The organism is Ruegeria sp. BHSC223 (genome assembly GCF_059613025.1).
The window spans coordinates 213,356-231,059 of sequence record NZ_JBXWRR010000001.1 but is presented as its reverse complement, the minus strand read 5'-3'; the positions used below and the strand labels follow the sequence as shown (position 1 = coordinate 231,059).

Genomic DNA, 17,704 nt, shown 5'->3' with positions numbered 1-17,704 from the left:
GACGGGACAAGGCTCAAGATGCTGCTCTTGATCGACAATTACGACAGTTTCACCTACAACCTCGTGCACTATCTGGGCGAGCTTGGCGCCGAGATCGAGGTGCGCCGCAACGATGCGCTGGATGTGCAGGAGGCGATGGCGCTGAACCCGGCGGGCATCCTGCTCAGCCCCGGCCCCTGCGACCCTGATCAGGCGGGCATCTGCCTTGCAATGACCGAGGCCGCCGCCGAGACCCGCACGCCATTGCTGGGCGTGTGCCTGGGCCATCAGACCATCGGACAGGCCTTTGGCGGCAAGGTGGTGCGCTGCCACGAGATCGTGCATGGCAAGATGGGTCAGATGCATCACAGCGCAAAAGGTCTGTTTGCCGGCCTACCCTCGCCGTTCGAGGCGACCCGCTATCACTCGCTGGTGGTCGAGCGCGACAGCCTGCCCGACTGTCTCGAGGTCACCGCCTGGCTGGAGGATGGCACCATCATGGGGCTGCAACACAAGGAATTGCCGATCCATGGGGTACAGTTTCACCCCGAATCCATCGCCTCGGAACATGGGCACGCATTGCTGCGCAATTTCCTCGACGTGATGAAGGTACCGGCATGAGTGATGCGCTGAAACCGCTGATCGGTGCCGCTGCCGACCGCTCGCTGACCCGCGCCGAGGCCGAGCAGGCCTTTACCATCCTGTTCGATGGCGAGGCGACGCCCAGCCAGATCGGCGGCCTGCTGATGGCGCTGCGCACGCGCGGCGAAACGGTTGACGAATACGCCGCCGCCGCCGCCGTGATGCGCGCCAAATGCAACGCGGTGCGCGCGCCCGAGGGCGCGATGGATATCGTCGGCACCGGCGGCGATGGCAAGAACACGCTGAACATCTCGACCGCCACCGCCTTTGTCGTGGCCGGCGCCGGCGTGGTGGTGGCCAAGCACGGCAACCGCAACCTGAGTTCGAAATCCGGTACCGCCGATTTGCAGAGCCAGATGGGCATCAACGTGATGGTTGGCCCGCAAGTGGTTGAAAAGGCTCTGAACGAGGCCGGGATCGGCTTCATGATGGCGCCCATGCATCACCCGGCCACCGCCCATGTGATGCCCACCCGGGCCGAACTGGGCACCCGAACCATCTTCAACATTCTCGGGCCGCTCACCAACCCGGCAGGGGTCAAGCGGCAACTGACCGGCGCTTTCAGTCGCGCGCTGATCCGGCCCATGGCCGAGACGCTGGGCCTTTTGGGCTCGGAGCGCGCGTGGCTGGTGCATGGCTCGGACGGCACCGACGAGCTGACCATTACCGGGGTCAGCTGGGTCGCCGCGCTCGAGGACGGTACCGTCAAGGAGGTCGAGCTGCATCCCGAGGATGCGGGCCTGCCCGTCCATCCGTTCGAGACGATCGTCGGCGGCACCCCCGAGGAAAACGCCACCGCGTTTCGCGCGCTGCTGGATGGCGCGCCGTCGGCCTATCGCGACGCGGTGCTGCTGAACGCCGCCGCCGCGCTGGTGGTGGCCGACCGCGCCGCCGACCTGCGCGAGGGTGTCGCCCTCGCCGCCCAGAGCATCGACAGCGGCCAGGCCCGCGCCAAGGTCGAGGCCCTTTCCCGCATCACACAGGACGCAAGATGACCGACACGATTCTCGACAAGATCAAGGCCTACAAGCTGGAAGAGGTCGCCGCCGACAAGGCCGCCAAACCGCTGGCGGCGGTCGAGGCCGAGGCGCGCGAGGCGGATCCGGTGCGCGGCTTTGCCGATGCGCTGATCGCGGCCACGCGCCAGGGCTATGGCCTGATTGCCGAGATCAAGAAGGCCAGCCCGTCCAAGGGCCTCATCCGCCCCGATTTCGACCCGCCCGCGCTGGCGCGTGCCTATGCCGAGGGCGGCGCGACGTGCCTGTCGGTGCTGACCGACACGCCCAGTTTCCAGGGCGCCAAATCCTATCTGACCGCCGCGCGCGCCGCCTGCAACCTGCCCGCGCTGCGCAAGGATTTCATGTATGACCCCTATCAGGTGGTCGAGGCGCGGGCACTGGGGGCCGATTGTATCCTGATCATCATGGCCTCGGTCGACGATGCCCAGGCCGAGGAACTGGAACAGACCGCGTTCGACTGGAACATGGATGTCCTGATCGAGGTGCATGACGCCGAGGAACTGGAACGTGCCGAGCGCCTGAAAAGCCCGCTGATCGGCATAAACAACCGCAATCTCAAGACATTCGAAACGACGCTGGATACCACCCGCAAACTGTCGAAACTGGTGCCGCCAGAGCGGATCATCGTCTGTGAAAGCGGGCTGAACACGCCCGCCGACCTGTCCGACATGGCGCGCTATGGCGCCCGCTGCTTCCTGATCGGCGAAAGCCTGATGCGCCAGGACGATGTGGCCGAGGCAACCCGCACCCTGCTGGCCGATCCGCTGATGCCCGGAGCGATGTGATGAGCCTGACCCATTTCGACGCCAAGGGTGATGCGCATATGGTCGATGTCACCGACAAGGCAGTGACCGACCGCGTGGCCGTGGCCGAGGGTCACATCAGCATGGCACAACAAACCTTTGATATCGTGGCGGAGGGACGCGCGAAAAAGGGGGACGTGCTGGCGGTTGCGCGGCTTGCGGGCATCATGGGCGCAAAGCGAACCCCCGATCTGATCCCGCTCTGCCATCCGCTGGCCCTGACCAAGGTCGCCGTCGATCTGACGCTGGACCCCGATCTGCCCGGCGTGCGCATCGCCGCCACTGTTCGCACCACCGGCCAGACCGGTGTCGAGATGGAGGCGCTGACGGCTGTCTCGACCGCCGCGCTCACAGTCTATGACATGGTCAAGGCGGTGGACAAGGCGATGCAGATTGGCGGCATCCGGGTTGCGTTGAAAGACGGCGGTAAATCAGGACGTTACGAGGCGACATGATCACTGTCGAAGAGGCCCGCGCGCTGCTGCTTGACCTGGTGGAACCGCTCGGCGCCGAAGAGGCACCGCTGGCGGGCGCGGCAGGACGGGTTCTGGCACACGACGTTGCCGCGACACGGGATCAACCGCCCTTTGCCGCTGCCTCGATGGACGGATATGCGGTAAAATCCGCCGAGGTCGAACGTCACGCCATGTTCAAGGTGATCGGAGAGGCCGCGGCGGGGCATCGGTTCGACGGGGTGTTGGGCGCTGGTCAGGCGGTGCGTATCTTTACCGGTGCGCCAGTGCCAGCAGGCGCCGATTTCGTTGTGATTCAAGAAGATGTGAGCCGCACCGGCGACCTGATCACCATCACGGACGCGCCCGGCGACAAGCCCAATATCCGCCCGGCTGGCGTCGATTTTCGGGTCGGACAGACCCTTGCTGCGCCGCGTATTCTGCGGCCCGAGGATGTGGCGCTGCTGGCCTCGATGAACATCCCACGCGTGCCGGTCCGTCGGCGCCCGGTGGTCGCCCTGATCTCGACCGGGGATGAACTGGTGATGCCCGGAGAAACACCCGGCCCCGATCAGATCATCGCCTCCAACACGTTCGGTCTCAAGGCCCTGTTCGAGGCCAATGGCGCACAGGTCCGGGTATTGCCCATCGCACGCGATACCCGCGCGTCGCTGACCACCGCCTTTGATCTGGCCCAAGGCGCCGATCTGGTGATCACCATCGGCGGCGCGTCGGTCGGAGATCACGATCTGGTGGCGCATGTGGCCGGAGACCTCGGGATGGAACGGTCGTTCTACAAGGTACGGATGCGCCCCGGCAAACCGCTGATGGCGGGCCGGATCGGTGACATGCCGATGGTGGGCCTTCCCGGTAATCCCGTCTCTGCAATGGTTTGCGGATACATCTTCATCCTTCCCATGCTGCGCCGGATGCTCGACCTTGATCCGGGTATCACCCTGTGCGAGGCCGTGCTGAGCGCACCCCTCGGGCCCAATGGACCGCGCGAACACTACATGCGTGCCCGGGTGGACGATGGGCAGATCGCCACCTTTGGTGATCAGGACAGTTCCCTGTTGTCGATCCTGGCCCAGGCCAACGCGCTGCTGATGCGCCCGCCCGAGGACCCGGCCCGCGCCGCCGGCGAGCGGGTTCGATACGTCCCGATCTGAACCCTTACCCTCAATTGTTGACACAAAACAGGAACATGCGTAGAACAAATGTAAACGCGTGACCGGAGAGGTATGGGGAATGCTGACAAAGAAGCAACTCGATCTGCTGGAATTCATTCACAAAAGACTGCAAGCGGATGGCGTGCCGCCCAGTTTCGACGAAATGAAGCTGGCGCTGGATTTGCGCTCGAAATCGGGCATTCACCGGCTGATCACCGCACTGGAGGAGCGTGGATTCATCCGCCGTCTCGCCCACCGCGCCCGCGCCATCGAGATCGTGAAATTGCCTGAAAGCCTTGGTGGAGAACCCACGGTGGGCTTTCAGCCCCGCGTGATCGACGGCGACCGGCCCGACCGGCCCCGACCCGCCAATGCCGAACCGGTGACCATCCACGCGCTGGAACTGCCGGTGATGGGCCGCATCGCCGCCGGTGTGCCGATCGAGGCGATCAGCCAGGTCTCGCATCAGGTGGCGGTCCCCGGCAGCATGGTCGGCCAGGGCGAACATTACGCGCTCGAGGTCAAGGGCGATTCGATGATCGAGGCCGGGATCAACGATGGCGACGTGGTGGTGATCCGCGAGACCTCGACCGCCGACAATGGCGATATCGTGGTGGCGCTGGTCGATGACAGCGAGGCAACGCTGAAACGCTTCTACCGCCGTGGCGCCAGTATTGCGCTCGAGGCGGCGAACCCGGCTTATGAGACCCGCGTGCTGCCTTCGGAGCGTGTGCGGGTACAGGGCCGGCTGGTCGGTTTGATCCGCACCTACTGATCCGCGTTTGCGGTCCGATGCGCGGCGTCGTTCCACAGGCGCCGCCCAGCCAGGCGTGCGGCGCTTTCCATTCCCTCTGGTCCGATGCTGAGCGCGCCGGTCAGGGCCAGCCGCTTTGGGTCATAGACCTCGCATGGTCCGCTCACCGCAAGCGGGACGGCCGAGACGATCAGTTGCGTCCCGTCACAGCCGCGCACCCCCCGCGCCGCGCGCTTGCCGGTCACATGCACGATCTCGACCTCGCCGACACGTATCTTGCGCAGCATATCCTCTCCTGGCCAGCGCGCCGCCGCCGCCATCTGGTCGGCGCCGTCGCCATCGTTTTCCAGCCATACCCCGGCGATGAAGCCCGCCCCGCGCGGCTTGCTCAGCGCGCGGCCCGTGTCGGTCATCACCCCCACCAGCCCACCGGTATCGGCGATCAGCACGCCGGGCCGCTCTGCCCCGGACCAGAGCCAGAAGGCCGCCGCCATCGCCGGCACGCCCGCCAGCCGTGCCCGCCCGCGCCACAGCACCAGCCAGAGCGCGCCCAGCGACAATATCGGCAACACCACCCAATCGGGCCGCATCACGTAGCCGCGCGCGCCCTCCAGCCCCGCAACCCAATCGGCCACGCCCAGGATCCAGCGCAGGCCCAGCCCCATCACCTCGAGCCCGATCCAGTCGAGCCCGAGCGGCGCCAGCACCAGCGCCAGCACCGCCGCCGGGATCACCACCAGCCCCATCAGCGGCACCGAGAGCAGATTGGCCACCAGCCCGTAATGGGCCAGCGTATTGAAATGCGCAGCCCCGATCGGCGCCGTCGCCAGCCCCGCCACCGCCGAGGAAATCACCACCCCCACCACCGGATTCAGCCAGCGCGGCCCCAACCCGATCTCGGCCTCGCGCAGCCAGCCGAACACGGCGACCAGCGCCACAGTGGCGGCAAAGCTCATCTGAAAGCCCGGGCCCAGCAACGCCTCGGGCCGCAGGACCAGCACGATCAGCGCGGCCATTGCCACCGCCCGCATCGACAGCGCCCGCCGGTCGACCAGAATGGCGCAGAGCATCACCGCCACCATCACAAAGGCACGCTGGGTCGCCACATTGCCGCCCGACAGCGCCAGATAGCCCGCTGCCACTGTCAAAGCGCCAAGCGCGGCCAGCTTGCGCACCGGCAGGCGCAGCGCCAAAGGCGGGATCAGCGAAAGTGCCACCCGCAGCGCGGTAAAGACAAACCCCGCGAGCAGCCCCATATGCAGGCCCGAGATCGCCAGAAGATGCGCCAGATTGCTGGCCCGCAGCGAATCAAGCGCGCCCTGGCTCACGCCGCTACGGTCGCCGGTGGTGACAGCGGCAGCAAAGCCGCCCACATCGCCCGGCAGTTGCTCGCGGATATGAACCGAGGCCGCCATGCGCAGGGCGAACACGCTCATGTCACGCTCGGCCCGGTGAGGCGGACGCGCCAGCAGCACCGGAACGCGGGTATAGCCGATGGCGCCCAGACCCTGAAACCAGGCATGGCGGCGGAAATCGAACCCGCCCGGCTCGACCGGCCCCTGCGGTGGTGACAGATGCGCGGTGGTCATGATCCGGCTGCCGGGTTCAGGCACACGCTCGTCGCCGTGCAGCGAGATACGCACATGGCGCGGCGACCCTGCCGGCATCCAGCGATCCAGCCGCACCTGATCCAGCGTCACCCTCAGCTTGTCCGAGGCGGACCGGTCCAGCGCGACCACCCTGCCCTCGACCGGACCATAGTAGCGCCCTTCGATCACCGGGGCGGCGACCTGATGCGCGCGCGCACCCGCCAGAACAAACCCCGCCGCGATCAGCGCCAGCGCCCAGCCCAGCGGCGACCAGGCACCGGGACGGAGCAGCGCCCAGAGGCCTTGCAACAGGCCAATCCCGGCGATCAGAGCATAGTGGATCAGGCCAGGTTCGACGCGCAGCAGGAAATAGCCGCCGATCCCCAGCGCCAGACAGACCGGCACCCAGGGAAACAGATAACCCCGCTGCGCCAGCAGCGCGGCCTCGATCCGTGGCAGAACGCGCATGCTTGCTCCCACTCGTCCGGCTCGTTAGACAGACCGCAGAACCCTAGCCCCCACACGGTTACCAAAAGGTAAATTGCCCTTATGCCGGATCAGGTCGTCACCCGCTTTGCCCCTTCTCCCACCGGTTTCCTGCATATCGGCGGCGCCCGCACGGCGCTGTTCAACTGGCTTTACGCGCGGGGGCGCGGGGGCAAGTTCCTGCTCCGGATCGAAGATACCGACCGGGCGCGCTCAACCCCCGAGGCGACGGCGGCGATCCTTCAGGGCATGGCCTGGCTGGGGCTGGACCATGACGGCGAGGTGATCAGCCAGTTCGAGCGCGCGCCGCGCCATGCCGAGGTGGCGCTGGAGCTGCTGGCCCAGGGCAAGGCCTATAAGTGCTTCTCGACGCAGGACGAGATCCAGACCTTTCGCGAGGCCGCCCAGGCCGAGAAACGCTCGACCCTGTTCCGCAGCCCCTGGCGCGACGCCGATCCAGCGACCCATCCCGACCGACCTTATGTGATCCGGATCAAGGCGCCCGAGAGCGGCGAAACCGTGATCCGCGACCGGGTGCAGGGCGATGTGACCATCCGCAACGACCAGCTTGACGACATGGTGCTGCTGCGCTCGGACGGGACACCGGTCTATATGCTGGCGGTGGTGGTGGATGACCACGACATGGGGGTGACCCATGTGATCCGGGGCGACGACCATCTGAACAACGCCGCCCGCCAGATGATGATCTATCAGGCGATGGGCTGGGACGTTCCGGTCTGGGCTCATATCCCGCTGATCCACGGCCCCGACGGCAAGAAACTGTCCAAGCGCCACGGCGCCCTGGGGGCGCAGGAATACCAGGCCATGGGCTATCCCGCCGCAGGCATGCGCAATTATCTGGCGCGGCTGGGCTGGAGCCATGGCGACGACGAGTTCTTTACCGACGCGCAGGCGCGCGAATGGTTCGATCTGGATGGAATCGGCAAATCCCCTGCCCGGTTCGACCTGAAAAAGCTGGAAAATCTGAGCGGTCAGCACATTGCCGCCTCAGATGACGCTGCGTTGCAGCAAGAGATTCAGGCCTATCTTGCGGCAGCAGATCTTCCAGCTCTTACCGACACACAATCCAGTGATCTGGAACGTGCGATGTATTGCCTCAAGGACCGGGCACGTACCTTCCCTGAACTTCTTGAAAAGGCTTCATTTATCCTCGCCACTCGCCCGATCGAGCCAGATGAGAAGGCAGCGGCGGCCCTGGCCAGTGTATCCGATGGTATACTGACAGAATTGACGCCGCAGTTGCAAAATGCTAGCTGGACGAGAGAGTGTCTGGAAGAAGCGTTGAACGCTTTTGCCGAGGCGCATGGAACCAAGTTCGGCAAGCTTGCCGCGCCCCTTCGGGCCGCGCTTGCCGGACGGGCCGTGTCGCCTTCGGTATTCGACATGATGCTGGTGCTGGGCCGGGACGAAAGTCTGGCCCGTCTCCGGGACGCGGCGAACGCAGCCTGACATTCACGATCAGGCAATGTTGCGCGGTTAAGACCTGGGCTTGCGCGGCTGTGCGCAGGCCCTGACGCATGCGATGCGTGGGACTCCGCCCGTGTCCGTGCCTGCCATGAGGAAGGGAAATCGATGACTGAAGACAAGAAAACCGCCACGCTCAGCCTGAACGGCCAATCCTACGATTTGCCAATCCTTTCGCCCTCGACAGGCCCGGATGTGATCGACATCCGCAAACTCTATGGCCAGGCGGGCGTGTTCACCTATGATCCCGGTTTCACCTCGACCGCCAGTTGCGACAGCACCATCACCTATATCGACGGCGAACTGGGCGAGCTGCTGCACCGGGGCTATCCAATCGACCAGCTGGCGGCAAAATCGCATTACCTCGAGGTCTGCTATCTGCTGCTATACGGTGAACTGCCGACAGCAGCCGATCTGGAGAAGTTCGAGACTACGATCACCCGCCACACAATGATCCATGAGCAGATGCACTATTTCTTCCGCGGCTTCCGCCGGGATGCGCATCCTATGGCAACCATGGTGGGCGTGGTCGGCGCGATGTCGGCCTTCTACCACGACTCGACCGATATCGCCGACCCGCATCAGCGCGAGATCGCCAGCCACCGCCTGATCGCCAAGATGCCGACCATCGCGGCGATGGCGTACAAGTATTCGATCGGTCAACCGTTCATGTATCCGCGCAACGATCTGGATTACGCGGCCAACTTCCTGCAAATGTGCTTTGCCGTGCCGGCCGAGCATTACCATGTCGACCCGATCCTGGCCCGCGCCATGGACCGGATTTTCACCCTGCATGCCGATCACGAGCAGAACGCCTCGACCTCGACCGTTCGTCTGGCGTCGTCCTCGGGCGCGAACCCGTTTGCCTGTATCGCCGCCGGTATCGCCTGCCTCTGGGGCCCGGCCCATGGCGGCGCCAACCAGGCCTGTCTGGAGATGCTGAAGGAGATCGGCTCGCCCGACCGCATCCCCGAATATATCGCCCGCGCCAAGGACAAGAACGACCCGTTCCGCCTGATGGGCTTTGGCCACCGGGTCTACAAGAACTTCGACCCGCGCGCGACGGTGATGAAACAGTCCGCCGACGAGGTGCTGGATCTGCTGGGCGTGGAAAACAACCCGATCCTGGCCACCGCCAAGGAACTGGAACGCGCGGCGCTGGCCGACGACTATTTCGCCGAGAAAAAGCTGTTCCCGAATGTCGATTTCTATTCGGGTATCATCCTCGAGGCGATGGGCTTCCCCACCTCGATGTTCACGCCCATCTTCGCCGTGTCGCGGACCGTGGGCTGGGTCAGCCAGTGGAAAGAGCAGCTGGCCGACCCGCAGCACAAGATCGGCCGCCCACGTCAGCTGTACCTCGGCTCGACCGCGCGCGACTATGTGGATATCGAAGACCGCTGATCCGATCTGTCGGAGCCGACCTGTTCAACCCCGGTAGAGTGTTCTGCCGGGGTTTTTCTTGGTCCCCTTTCTCGTTCAGCACATGCCGTTCCGCTCATGCCGTTCCGCTCAGAACAGGCTCAGCTGATCGCCGGGCTGCGGGGGCACCCGGAACAGATCGCATCTCAGGGCTGGCGCCTCTTGCGCCAGCCCGATGCGTTTGCAGGCGGCGCGGAACCGTTTCGCGATCATCTGGGCATACTCGCCCTCGCCCCGCATCCGGTGACCCCAGCGCGGGTCATAGTCGCGCCCGCCATGCATCTCGCGCAGGCGGGCCATCACCTTGGCCGCGCGGGCGGGCGCGTGTTCGGCCAGCCACTCCTGCCACAGCGGCGACACCTCGCGCGGCAGCCGCAGCATGATCCAGCTGGCGGTATCGGCGCCCGCCTCGGCCCCGGCAGCGAGCAGCGCCTCAAGCTCGTGATCGGTCAGGCCGGGAATCAGCGGCGAGGTCATCACCCGCACCGGCACCCCTGCCCCGCTGAGCGCCCGGATCATCGCCAGACGCCGCGCAGGTGATGGCGCGCGCGGCTCCATCCGGCGGGCCAGCCCCGCATCCAGCGTCGTGAGCGAGATCCCCACCCGCACCAGCCCACGCGCCGCCATCGGCGCCAGAATGTCCAGATCGCGTTCGATCAGCGCCCCGCGCGTGACGATGGCAACCGGATGATTGAACGCATCCAGCACCTGCAAACAGCCACGGGTGATCGCATGTGTCTTTTCCAGCGGCTGATAAGGGTCGGTATTGGTGCCGATGGCGATGGGCGCCACCTTGTAGCGGCGCGCGCTCAACTCGGCGCGCAGCACTTCGGCCGCGTTGGGCCGGGCCACCAGCCGGGTTTCGAAATCCAGCCCCGGCGACAGGCCCAGATAGGCGTGGCTGGGCCGCGCGAAACAATAGGAACACCCATGTTCACACCCCCGATAGGGGTTGATCGAGCGATCAAAGGGCAGATCGGGCGAGCGGTTATAGCTGATCAGGCTACGCGCGGTTTCAACCGAGACCTGGGTCCTGAGCGGCGGCAGATCCTCCTCCCGATCCCAACCATCAGGTTCGGCCACGCGATCCAGCGGTTCGAACCGGCCCGCATCGTTGCTGCGCGCGCCACGCCCGACGGGCCGGGCCGAAATCAAGGGGGGTACGGGGTGAGTCTGCATGCCCAAAACTAGAACATTCGGCGAACATCCAGCAAGGCAAAAGATGCCGCCGATCTGGTCGCAAGCGACCTGTCCGGCAACAGGTATATGCAGGACATTGATGATCTAGCTGCGCAATACTCATTATCATTCGGGCATTTTTCATCCTATAGGTCGGTTGCAACACCGCCCATGTCGCAATCAACGCAGTCGAAAAGTGACCTTCGGGCAAAAAGGAAAAAAACGGCACCCCCGGGGCCCGCCCCGCCCAAGATTGAGGAATTGCGCCATGTCGGAAGAAGAAGACATCATCCTGTCGGAACTCGACGACGAAGAACTTGTCCAGCAGATGTTCGACGACCTCTACGACGGTCTCAAGGAAGAGATCGAAGAAAGCGTCAACATCCTGATCGAACGCGGCTGGGCGCCCTATGACGTTCTGACCAAGGCTCTGGTGGGCGGCATGACCATCGTCGGCGCCGACTTCCGCGACGGTATCCTCTTCGTTCCCGAAGTGCTGCTGGCCGCCAACGCGATGAAGGGCGGCATGGCCATCCTGAAACCGCTGCTGGCCGAAACCGGCGCACCGCGCGTGGGCAAGATGGTGATCGGCACCGTCAAGGGCGACATTCACGACATCGGCAAGAACCTTGTGTCGATGATGATGGAAGGCGCCGGTTTCGAGGTGGTCGACCTTGGCATCAACAACCCGGTCGAGAACTATCTGGAAGCGCTTGAAAACGAGCAGCCCGACATTCTGGGCATGTCCGCCCTGCTGACCACCACCATGCCCTATATGAAGGTGGTGATCGACACGCTGGTCGAACAGGGCAAGCGCGACGACTACATCGTTCTGGTCGGCGGCGCACCGCTGAACGAGGAATTCGGCAAGGCGATCGGTGCCGACGCCTATTGCCGCGATGCCGCCGTTGCGGTGGAAACCGCCAAGGATTTCGTCGGTCGCAAGCATAACCGCATGGTCGGCTGAGCCGCCATACTTGCAATGTTCAAAGGCCGCCCTCCGGGGCGGTCTTTTTTGTTTGCGATCACCTCTTGGGGTGGCTGAAATATGCCAGTGTCACACAACCGCCAACATTCCCCCTGACTTTGGCCACCATCAGAGCCTAATTTTCGTCAGTGCCCCAAAGCTGCTGACAGGTGCCCCATGCCAACAACATTCACAGCGTTGTTCCTCGGTAATCTGGCCGATATCGACACGTTCGAGGGTAACAATTCTGCCGAAAATGCCGGTGCCTTGGTTGGCTTGACCTTTGGCACGATTGCCAACCCGCTGGTCGACAGCGCCGTGACCTGGAGCGCAGTAGGCAATCCCGGCAGTATCTTCGACATGGACAACAGCCCGGCCGATCAATTCTCGGTAGATGGCGGCCCGGCGCAAACCTTTGACGGCACAGCCATCTATGACGCCACCATCACCTATACCGATGGCAGCACGGCAACCATTACCGCGGTGCTGGCCCAGGACGTGAACGGCAATACCTATCTGGTGCCGGAATTTGCGGACAATGCCGATCAATCTTCGCTTGAGGCGGGAATCATTCAGTCGCTGACGCTTGACGGGCTGACCGGGGGCGGTGCCAATTTCTCGGGCCTGACCGCTAACCGGCAAGACTGGCAGCTGGTCACCTGTTTCACCCCCGGCACCATGATCGAAACCCCCAAGGGGCCACGCCTGATCGAGGAGCTACAAGCGGGCGACAAGATTCGTACGCTGGACAATGGCAACCAGCCGCTGCGCTGGATCGGGCGCACCACTGTGCGCGCCACCGGGGCCTTTGCGCCGGTCCTGATCTGCGCCGGGGCGCTGGACAATCGCCGCGACCTGATCGTATCGCCCCAGCACCGGATGCTGATCCAGGGTTGGCGGGCCGAGCTGGTCACCGGTCATTCTCAGGCATTGGTGGCCGCCAAGCATCTGGTCAACAATCGCGACATCAGGTTTGCCCCCGGAAGCGAGGTTACCTATATCCACCTGTTGTTCGACCGGCATGAAATCATCTGGGCCGAAGGGTGTCCGACCGAAAGCTTCCACCCCGGACAGATGGGATGGACTGGCCTTGAAAAAGAGGCGCGCGATGAAATCCTGGCGCTGTTTCCCGAACTGGCCGCAAACGGCATGATCGCCTATGGACCGTTGGCCCGCCCCACCATCCGCAAGCACGAGGCGCTGCTGTCGGTCGCCTGACACCACCCGTCGCCAGCGCGCTTGCCTTTGCGGGTCCGGACTGGGCATTCTGTCCTGACACCAACCGGCACAAGGCGGTCCCGACATGACCATGCTCCCCGATGACGCCCAACTGACCCGCAGCGGGCTCAGCCTGAGCAGCGGCGACGCACGTATCCTGCTGATCGCCTGCGGTGCGCTGGCCCGCGAGATCCTGGCGCTGCGCGACCGCAACGGCTGGACCCATATGGACCTGACCTGCCTGCCCGCCATCCTGCATGTCTATCCCGAACGGATCACCGCCGCGGTCGAGGAGGCAGTGGCGCGACACCGCGACACGTATCAGCAGATTTTTGTGGTCTATGCCGATTGCGGCACCGGCGGCCTGCTCGAGGCCGCCTGCGCGCGGCTGGGGGTCGAGATGGTCAAGGGGCCGCATTGCTATTCCTTCTTCGAAGGCAACGCGCGCTTCGCCGAAGTCTCGCAAGACGAGATCACCGCCTTTTACCTGACAGATTTCCTGGTCCGGCAATTCGACGCGTTTGTATGGAAACCAATGGGGTTCGACCGCCACCCGGACCTAATCCCGATGATGTTCGGCAATTACACCAAGCTGGTCTATCAGGCCCAGACCGACGATCCGGTCCTGACCGAAAAGGCGCGCGCCTGCGCCGAACGGCTAGGCCTTGCATTCGAGCGTCGTTTCACGGGCTATGGCGATCTGGAAACAACGCTTGCCGATTGGGCGGGCGGTGTCGCGCGCAGCGACTAGCGCCGCGCGCTCCTTGCTCAGGCCTCTTTCAGCGTGTCCAGACGTGCCATGGCGCTTGCCTCATAAGCGGCGATTGCCGCGCCATCCAGGCTGTTGCCGACGCGCTCGACCCAGGCCTTGATCGCCGGAGTGTCAGGCATCAGGTGCGGCGCCCACTGAAAGGGCGAGGCCAGCAGGATATCCGCGACACTCACCGTGTCGCCCAGCAGGAACGGCCGATCCTTCACCCCCCTCTCCAGCACGGCGCAGACCTCATCCATGCCGCGAAAGGTCTCGGTCAGCGCCGGGTGATCCAGCCCGGAAAAGGCGGCCACCAGAACCGGCTCCAGCACCCCGCCCGAGTAAGCCATCCAGCTCAGGTAGGCCCCGCGCCCCGGCGCGCCGATGGCGGGGCTCAGGGGCTGGCCGAACAGTTCGTCCAGATACATCATGATGGCCGCGCTTTCGCGCACCTCTTCACCGTCATCGGTGACCAGAAAGGGAACCTTGCCCTCGGGGTGGGGATTGCGCGGGTCGCGTCGCCCGCTGCCGTCAAAGCGCGGAACCTCGACAGTGACCACCTCGACCTGATCCAGTTTTCCCATCAGCATCAGCTGTGCGATCACGCGCGAGGCACGGGTATTTGGCGAGTAGTAGAGCGTTGGCATGTTTTTGACCTTTGACATGTCGGGTTGATGATGCCCCCATGTGCCCGTACCCTCTTGCCAGTTCCTGTCAGGATGTTTCCGGCCATACTCTGCCATGCCCAAGACCGACCGCCTGTTCCGACTGCTGCACCTGATCCGGGGATTGCGCCCGCCGGTGACCGCCGCGCGGCTGGCCGCCGCGATGGAGGTGTCCGAGCGGACGATCTATCGCGACATCGACAGTCTGCGCGCGGCCGGTGCCCGGATCGAGGGCGCGGCGGGGCTTGGCTATACCATGGTCGAGGACCCCGCCCTGCCCCCGCAGACCTTTACCCAGATCGAGATCGAGGCGCTGACACTGGGGCTTGCCGATGTGACCCAGCGCGGAGACAGCGACCTGGCCCAGGCCGCGAGCGACGCGCTGGTCAAGATCCTGGCCACCCTGCCCGAACGCCAGCAACGTCAGGCCATGCACGCGGTCAACTTGGTGCAACGCCTGATCACCCCCGCGACACCCACCATCGACATGACCCTGCTGCGCGAGGCAATGTGGGCTGAAGAGGCGCTGGACATCGGCTATCGCGATCTGAAACAGGACCGGACCCGGCGACGTATCTATCCGCTGGCGCTGTCCTATCATGACCGCAGCGTGATGCTGCTGGCCTGGTGCTGCAAGCGACAGGATTTTCGCAGCTTTCACGTCACGCGTATCGAAGGCTATCAAAAGACCGGCGAAAGCTTTCGCCCGCGCCGGGTGACGCTGTTGCGGGACTTTCTCGAAAAACTCCGCGAACGGGACCGGGCCTGCCTGCCCGACCCTGCGTGACGCGGATCAGGCGGCGGCAGCAGCCGTTTCGCGAATCCGCTCGATCATGGATCGCAGCCCGTTCGAGCGCTGCGCAGACAGATGGTCGTTCAACCCCAGCCGGGCCAGCTCGGCGCGCGCATCGATCCGCGCCACCTCGGCCACCGGCACCCCGTTGTAGAGCGCGCGCAAGACCGCGATCAGCCCGCGTACGATCATCGCATCGCTGTCCCCGTCAAAGCGGAACACGCCATCCTCGATCACCGGATGCAGCCAGACCTGGCTGGCACAGCCATGCACCCGCGTCGCGGGCACTTTCAGCGCCTCATCCAGCGGGTCCATCGCCTTGCCCTGCTCGATCACATGGCGATAGCGGTCTTCCCAATCGTCGAGAAACTCGAAATCCTCGACAATCTCCTCAAAGGCGGGGCTGGCCATGTCTCGCTCCTGCTCAGGTCATATGCGGGTCAGCAGTGACCTAAGCCCCGTCCGACCCGCTGTCCAGACCTGCCATGGCTTTTCAAGCGTGCCGCGATGCGCTAACCGATAGACAGGAAAACACCAAGGACTTGCGGGGCACCCCATGCTGAAACCACTGATTGCTCTCGTGACCGCCGGATCGGTGCTGACGGCCTGTGGCGGCTGGCGCGACTCGCGGGTCAATCCGTCGAACTGGTTCGGCCCCTCGACCCCGGCACCGGTCGAGGCCGCCGCGACCGAGGACGTCAACCCGCTGATCCCCAAAAGCTCCGGCAAGGGGCTTTTTGCACGCCCCGACCCCGAGGATCGCAGCATCCTGATCACACAGGTGACCGAGCTGAAAGTCGAGCCCACCACCACGGGGGCCATCATTTCGGTCGTCGGCGTTGCCAATCGCCAGGGCGCGTTCAATACCGAACTGCGCCCGATCGTGACGCCCGAGAATACCGAGGCCGGCATCCTCGCCTATGCGTTCCGTGTGGTCTATCCCGAGGACGCGACACCACAGGGTCCGGTCCAGACCCGCACCATCCGCGAGGCGGTCAGCGTGTCGCGTCAGGATCTGGCCGGGATCAAGGTGATCCGGGTCGAGGCGAAGGAAGGTGCTCTGGAAACCCGGCGCCGCTAAGGCCCGGCGGCGGCGTCTCGGGCAGAGCGATTGTTCGGATAAGGGCGGCGCTGGCGTTACAGCGACACCACCTCGACATTCTGTCCCTTGGCGGCCAGCGCGATCTCGCCTTGGCACAACCGCAGCGCATCGGCGCCAAACACTTCCAGCCGCCAACCGGTCAGCGACGGCACGTCGCGTTCACCGGCCGCAATCAGGTCCAGCTCGGCGCTGTTGGCGATCAGCTTGGCGGCAACGCCCACATTCTCGGTCTTGGCCTTCAGCAGCACCCGCAACAGATCGGCCAGCGCCGGGTTCACCTGCAGGTTCTCGCGCCCGTTCTTCACCTTGGGCATCCGCTCGGGCGGGCAGTCGATCCCGCGCCCCACGGCCGCCAGAATACCGTCGGCGATCGCCCCCTTGCGTGCCTCGCGCAACAAGAGCCGCGAACCACCCAGATCGGCATGGGTGCGCGGCTTGGTCGAGGCCAGCTCGATCAGCGCGTCATCCTTGAACACCCGGTTGCGTGGCACGTTGTTGTCCTGGGCATAGCTTTCGCGGAACTGCGCCAGTTCGCGCACCACCGCCAGGAACTTGCCCGAGTTGGTGCGGGTCTTGATGCGGCGCCAGGCCTCTTCGGGGCGAATGTCATAGGTTGCCGGGTCGGTCAGCGTGCGCAATTCCTCGGCAACCCAGTGGCTGCGCCCGGTCTTGGCCAGATCAGCGGCCAGATGTTCATAGATCTGGCGCAGATGGGTGACATCGGCCAGGGCATAGGTTTTCTGCGCATCTGTCAGCGGACGGCGCGACCAGTCGGTAAAGCGCGAGGTCTTGTCCAGCCCCTGCCGACAGATCTTGCGTACCAGCGTTTCGTATCCGACCTGCTCGCCAAAGCCACAGACCATGGCCGCGACCTGGGTGTCGAACAGCGGTTCGGGAAACACCCCCGCATCCACCCAGAAAATCTCGAGATCCTGCCGGGCGGCATGGAACACCTTGACCACCGAGGTATCGCGGAACAGCGTGTAAAGCGGTTCCAGCTCCAGCCCCTCGGCCAGCGGATCGACCAGAACGGCGCAGTCGTCGCCGTCACCGGGATAGGCCAGCTGAATCAGGCAGAGTTTCGAGTAATAGGTCCGTTCCCGAAGAAACTCGGTATCGACGGTCACATAAGGTTGGCTGGCGGCCGCCGTACAGAACGCGGCCAGTTCTTGAGTGGTTGTCAGGGTCTTCATACGGTTTTTATCTTGTTCTTTTCCTTGGTTCCGACC

The 17,704-nt window shown here is 64.5% G+C and carries 18 protein-coding genes; 13 read left to right on the top strand and 5 right to left on the bottom strand.

Features of this window, described 5'->3' with window-relative positions; translation table 11 throughout:
• The first annotated feature begins 18 nt into the window (after positions 1–18).
• The 6 genes from AC2FNY_RS01140 to lexA all read left to right on the top strand — a co-directional run bounded on the left by AC2FNY_RS01140 (position 19) and on the right by lexA (position 4,839).
• Positions 19–600: an anthranilate synthase component II gene (locus AC2FNY_RS01140; protein WP_496801373.1), complete on the top strand. Its 582-nt coding sequence runs from the start codon at positions 19–21 to the stop codon at positions 598–600.
• On the top strand, positions 597–1,616 hold the full coding sequence (gene trpD / locus AC2FNY_RS01135; protein WP_234136813.1) for an anthranilate phosphoribosyltransferase: 1,020 nt from the start codon (positions 597–599) through the stop codon (positions 1,614–1,616). Before AC2FNY_RS01140 ends, trpD begins: the two co-directional genes overlap by 4 nt.
• Positions 1,613–2,425 carry an indole-3-glycerol phosphate synthase TrpC gene (gene trpC / locus AC2FNY_RS01130; RefSeq protein ID WP_496801372.1) on the top strand — a complete coding sequence of 271 codons (813 nt, stop codon included), beginning with the start codon at positions 1,613–1,615 and terminating at the stop codon, positions 2,423–2,425. Before trpD ends, trpC begins: the two co-directional genes overlap by 4 nt.
• On the top strand, positions 2,425–2,898 hold the full coding sequence (gene moaC / locus AC2FNY_RS01125) for a cyclic pyranopterin monophosphate synthase MoaC (protein WP_234170207.1): 474 nt from the start codon (positions 2,425–2,427) through the stop codon (positions 2,896–2,898). Before trpC ends, moaC begins: the two co-directional genes overlap by 1 nt.
• Complete coding sequence (locus AC2FNY_RS01120) at positions 2,895–4,064, top strand: molybdopterin molybdotransferase MoeA (protein WP_496801371.1); 1,170 nt, start codon at positions 2,895–2,897, stop codon at positions 4,062–4,064. Before moaC ends, AC2FNY_RS01120 begins: the two co-directional genes overlap by 4 nt.
• A gap of 79 nt (positions 4,065–4,143) precedes the next feature.
• Complete coding sequence (gene lexA / locus AC2FNY_RS01115; RefSeq protein WP_234136817.1) at positions 4,144–4,839, top strand: transcriptional repressor LexA; 696 nt, start codon at positions 4,144–4,146, stop codon at positions 4,837–4,839.
• Here lexA and AC2FNY_RS01110 read toward each other — a convergent pair.
• Positions 4,833–6,875, bottom strand: a complete 2,043-nt coding sequence (locus AC2FNY_RS01110; RefSeq protein ID WP_496801370.1) for a ComEC/Rec2 family competence protein — start codon at positions 6,873–6,875, stop codon at positions 4,833–4,835. The genes lexA and AC2FNY_RS01110 overlap by 7 nt on opposite strands.
• Before the next feature lie 81 nt (positions 6,876–6,956).
• On the opposite strand from AC2FNY_RS01110, the gene gltX reads away from it, so the two are divergent.
• Both gltX and AC2FNY_RS01100 read left to right on the top strand, forming a co-directional pair.
• Positions 6,957–8,363: a glutamate--tRNA ligase gene (gene gltX, locus AC2FNY_RS01105; protein WP_496801369.1), complete on the top strand. Its 1,407-nt coding sequence runs from the start codon at positions 6,957–6,959 to the stop codon at positions 8,361–8,363.
• 123 nt (positions 8,364–8,486) lie between these two features.
• Positions 8,487–9,782 (top strand): citrate synthase, encoded by a 1,296-nt coding sequence (locus AC2FNY_RS01100; protein WP_234136820.1) that lies wholly within the window; start codon positions 8,487–8,489, stop codon positions 9,780–9,782.
• Between the two features lie 108 nt (positions 9,783–9,890).
• On the opposite strand, the gene AC2FNY_RS01095 is transcribed toward AC2FNY_RS01100, so the two are convergent.
• On the bottom strand, positions 9,891–10,979 hold the full coding sequence (locus tag AC2FNY_RS01095) for a PA0069 family radical SAM protein (RefSeq protein WP_496801368.1): 1,089 nt from the start codon (positions 10,977–10,979) through the stop codon (positions 9,891–9,893).
• A gap of 268 nt (positions 10,980–11,247) precedes the next feature.
• Between AC2FNY_RS01095 and AC2FNY_RS01090 the strand changes: the two genes are divergently transcribed.
• From AC2FNY_RS01090 to AC2FNY_RS01080, 3 genes are all read left to right on the top strand, one after another.
• Positions 11,248–11,946: a cobalamin B12-binding domain-containing protein gene (locus tag AC2FNY_RS01090; protein ID WP_234136823.1), complete on the top strand. Its 699-nt coding sequence runs from the start codon at positions 11,248–11,250 to the stop codon at positions 11,944–11,946.
• Positions 11,947–12,123: 177 nt separating this feature from the next.
• Positions 12,124–13,164 carry a Hint domain-containing protein gene (locus AC2FNY_RS01085; protein WP_234162600.1) on the top strand — a complete coding sequence of 347 codons (1,041 nt, stop codon included), beginning with the start codon at positions 12,124–12,126 and terminating at the stop codon, positions 13,162–13,164.
• Positions 13,165–13,249: 85 nt separating this feature from the next.
• Positions 13,250–13,915 carry a DUF1638 domain-containing protein gene (locus AC2FNY_RS01080; protein WP_496801367.1) on the top strand — a complete coding sequence of 222 codons (666 nt, stop codon included), beginning with the start codon at positions 13,250–13,252 and terminating at the stop codon, positions 13,913–13,915.
• 17 nt (positions 13,916–13,932) lie between these two features.
• Here the strand turns inward: AC2FNY_RS01080 and AC2FNY_RS01075 are convergent, their stop codons facing one another.
• Entirely contained in the window at positions 13,933–14,562 is a 630-nt protein-coding gene (locus AC2FNY_RS01075; RefSeq protein ID WP_238903852.1) for a glutathione S-transferase family protein, read from the bottom strand.
• Between the two features lie 94 nt (positions 14,563–14,656).
• Between AC2FNY_RS01075 and AC2FNY_RS01070 the strand changes: the two genes are divergently transcribed.
• A complete protein-coding gene (locus AC2FNY_RS01070) occupies positions 14,657–15,367 on the top strand; it encodes a helix-turn-helix transcriptional regulator (protein ID WP_234136827.1) in 711 nt (236 codons plus the stop codon).
• Between the two features lie 6 nt (positions 15,368–15,373).
• Here AC2FNY_RS01070 and AC2FNY_RS01065 read toward each other — a convergent pair whose 3' ends face one another.
• Positions 15,374–15,784, bottom strand: a complete 411-nt coding sequence (locus AC2FNY_RS01065) for a SufE family protein (RefSeq protein ID WP_234136828.1) — start codon at positions 15,782–15,784, stop codon at positions 15,374–15,376.
• Positions 15,785–15,929: 145 nt separating this feature from the next.
• Between AC2FNY_RS01065 and AC2FNY_RS01060 the strand changes: the two genes are divergently transcribed.
• Positions 15,930–16,454 carry a hypothetical protein gene (locus tag AC2FNY_RS01060; RefSeq protein WP_234170218.1) on the top strand — a complete coding sequence of 175 codons (525 nt, stop codon included), beginning with the start codon at positions 15,930–15,932 and terminating at the stop codon, positions 16,452–16,454.
• Between the two features lie 56 nt (positions 16,455–16,510).
• Here the strand turns inward: AC2FNY_RS01060 and rnd are convergent, their stop codons facing one another.
• Complete coding sequence (gene rnd, locus AC2FNY_RS01055) at positions 16,511–17,668, bottom strand: ribonuclease D (protein WP_234136830.1); 1,158 nt, start codon at positions 17,666–17,668, stop codon at positions 16,511–16,513.
• Between the last annotated feature and the right edge of the window lie 36 nt (positions 17,669–17,704).

Bases quoted from the DNA above. Each gene is read 5' to 3' on its own strand.
- AC2FNY_RS01070 (WP_234136827.1), top strand. From the start codon at position 14,657: ATGCCCAAGACCGACCGCCTGTTCCGACTGCTGCACCTGATCCGGGGA.
- AC2FNY_RS01060 (WP_234170218.1), top strand. From the start codon at position 15,930: ATGCTGAAACCACTGATTGCTCTCGTGACCGCCGGATCGGTGCTGACG.
- AC2FNY_RS01095 (WP_496801368.1), bottom strand. From the start codon at position 10,979: ATGCAGACTCACCCCGTACCCCCCTTGATTTCGGCCCGGCCCGTCGGG.
- gltX (WP_496801369.1), top strand. From the start codon at position 6,957: ATGCCGGATCAGGTCGTCACCCGCTTTGCCCCTTCTCCCACCGGTTTC.
- AC2FNY_RS01065 (WP_234136828.1), bottom strand. From the start codon at position 15,784: ATGGCCAGCCCCGCCTTTGAGGAGATTGTCGAGGATTTCGAGTTTCTC.
- AC2FNY_RS01080 (WP_496801367.1), top strand. From the start codon at position 13,250: ATGACCATGCTCCCCGATGACGCCCAACTGACCCGCAGCGGGCTCAGC.
- AC2FNY_RS01120 (WP_496801371.1), top strand. From the start codon at position 2,895: ATGATCACTGTCGAAGAGGCCCGCGCGCTGCTGCTTGACCTGGTGGAA.
- AC2FNY_RS01110 (WP_496801370.1), bottom strand. From the start codon at position 6,875: ATGCGCGTTCTGCCACGGATCGAGGCCGCGCTGCTGGCGCAGCGGGGT.
- trpC (WP_496801372.1), top strand. From the start codon at position 1,613: ATGACCGACACGATTCTCGACAAGATCAAGGCCTACAAGCTGGAAGAG.
- trpD (WP_234136813.1), top strand. From the start codon at position 597: ATGAGTGATGCGCTGAAACCGCTGATCGGTGCCGCTGCCGACCGCTCG.
- AC2FNY_RS01100 (WP_234136820.1), top strand. From the start codon at position 8,487: ATGACTGAAGACAAGAAAACCGCCACGCTCAGCCTGAACGGCCAATCC.
- AC2FNY_RS01090 (WP_234136823.1), top strand. From the start codon at position 11,248: ATGTCGGAAGAAGAAGACATCATCCTGTCGGAACTCGACGACGAAGAA.
- lexA (WP_234136817.1), top strand. From the start codon at position 4,144: ATGCTGACAAAGAAGCAACTCGATCTGCTGGAATTCATTCACAAAAGA.
- moaC (WP_234170207.1), top strand. From the start codon at position 2,425: ATGAGCCTGACCCATTTCGACGCCAAGGGTGATGCGCATATGGTCGAT.
- AC2FNY_RS01075 (WP_238903852.1), bottom strand. From the start codon at position 14,562: ATGCCAACGCTCTACTACTCGCCAAATACCCGTGCCTCGCGCGTGATC.
- AC2FNY_RS01085 (WP_234162600.1), top strand. From the start codon at position 12,124: ATGCCAACAACATTCACAGCGTTGTTCCTCGGTAATCTGGCCGATATC.
- rnd (WP_234136830.1), bottom strand. From the start codon at position 17,668: ATGAAGACCCTGACAACCACTCAAGAACTGGCCGCGTTCTGTACGGCG.
- AC2FNY_RS01140 (WP_496801373.1), top strand. From the start codon at position 19: ATGCTGCTCTTGATCGACAATTACGACAGTTTCACCTACAACCTCGTG.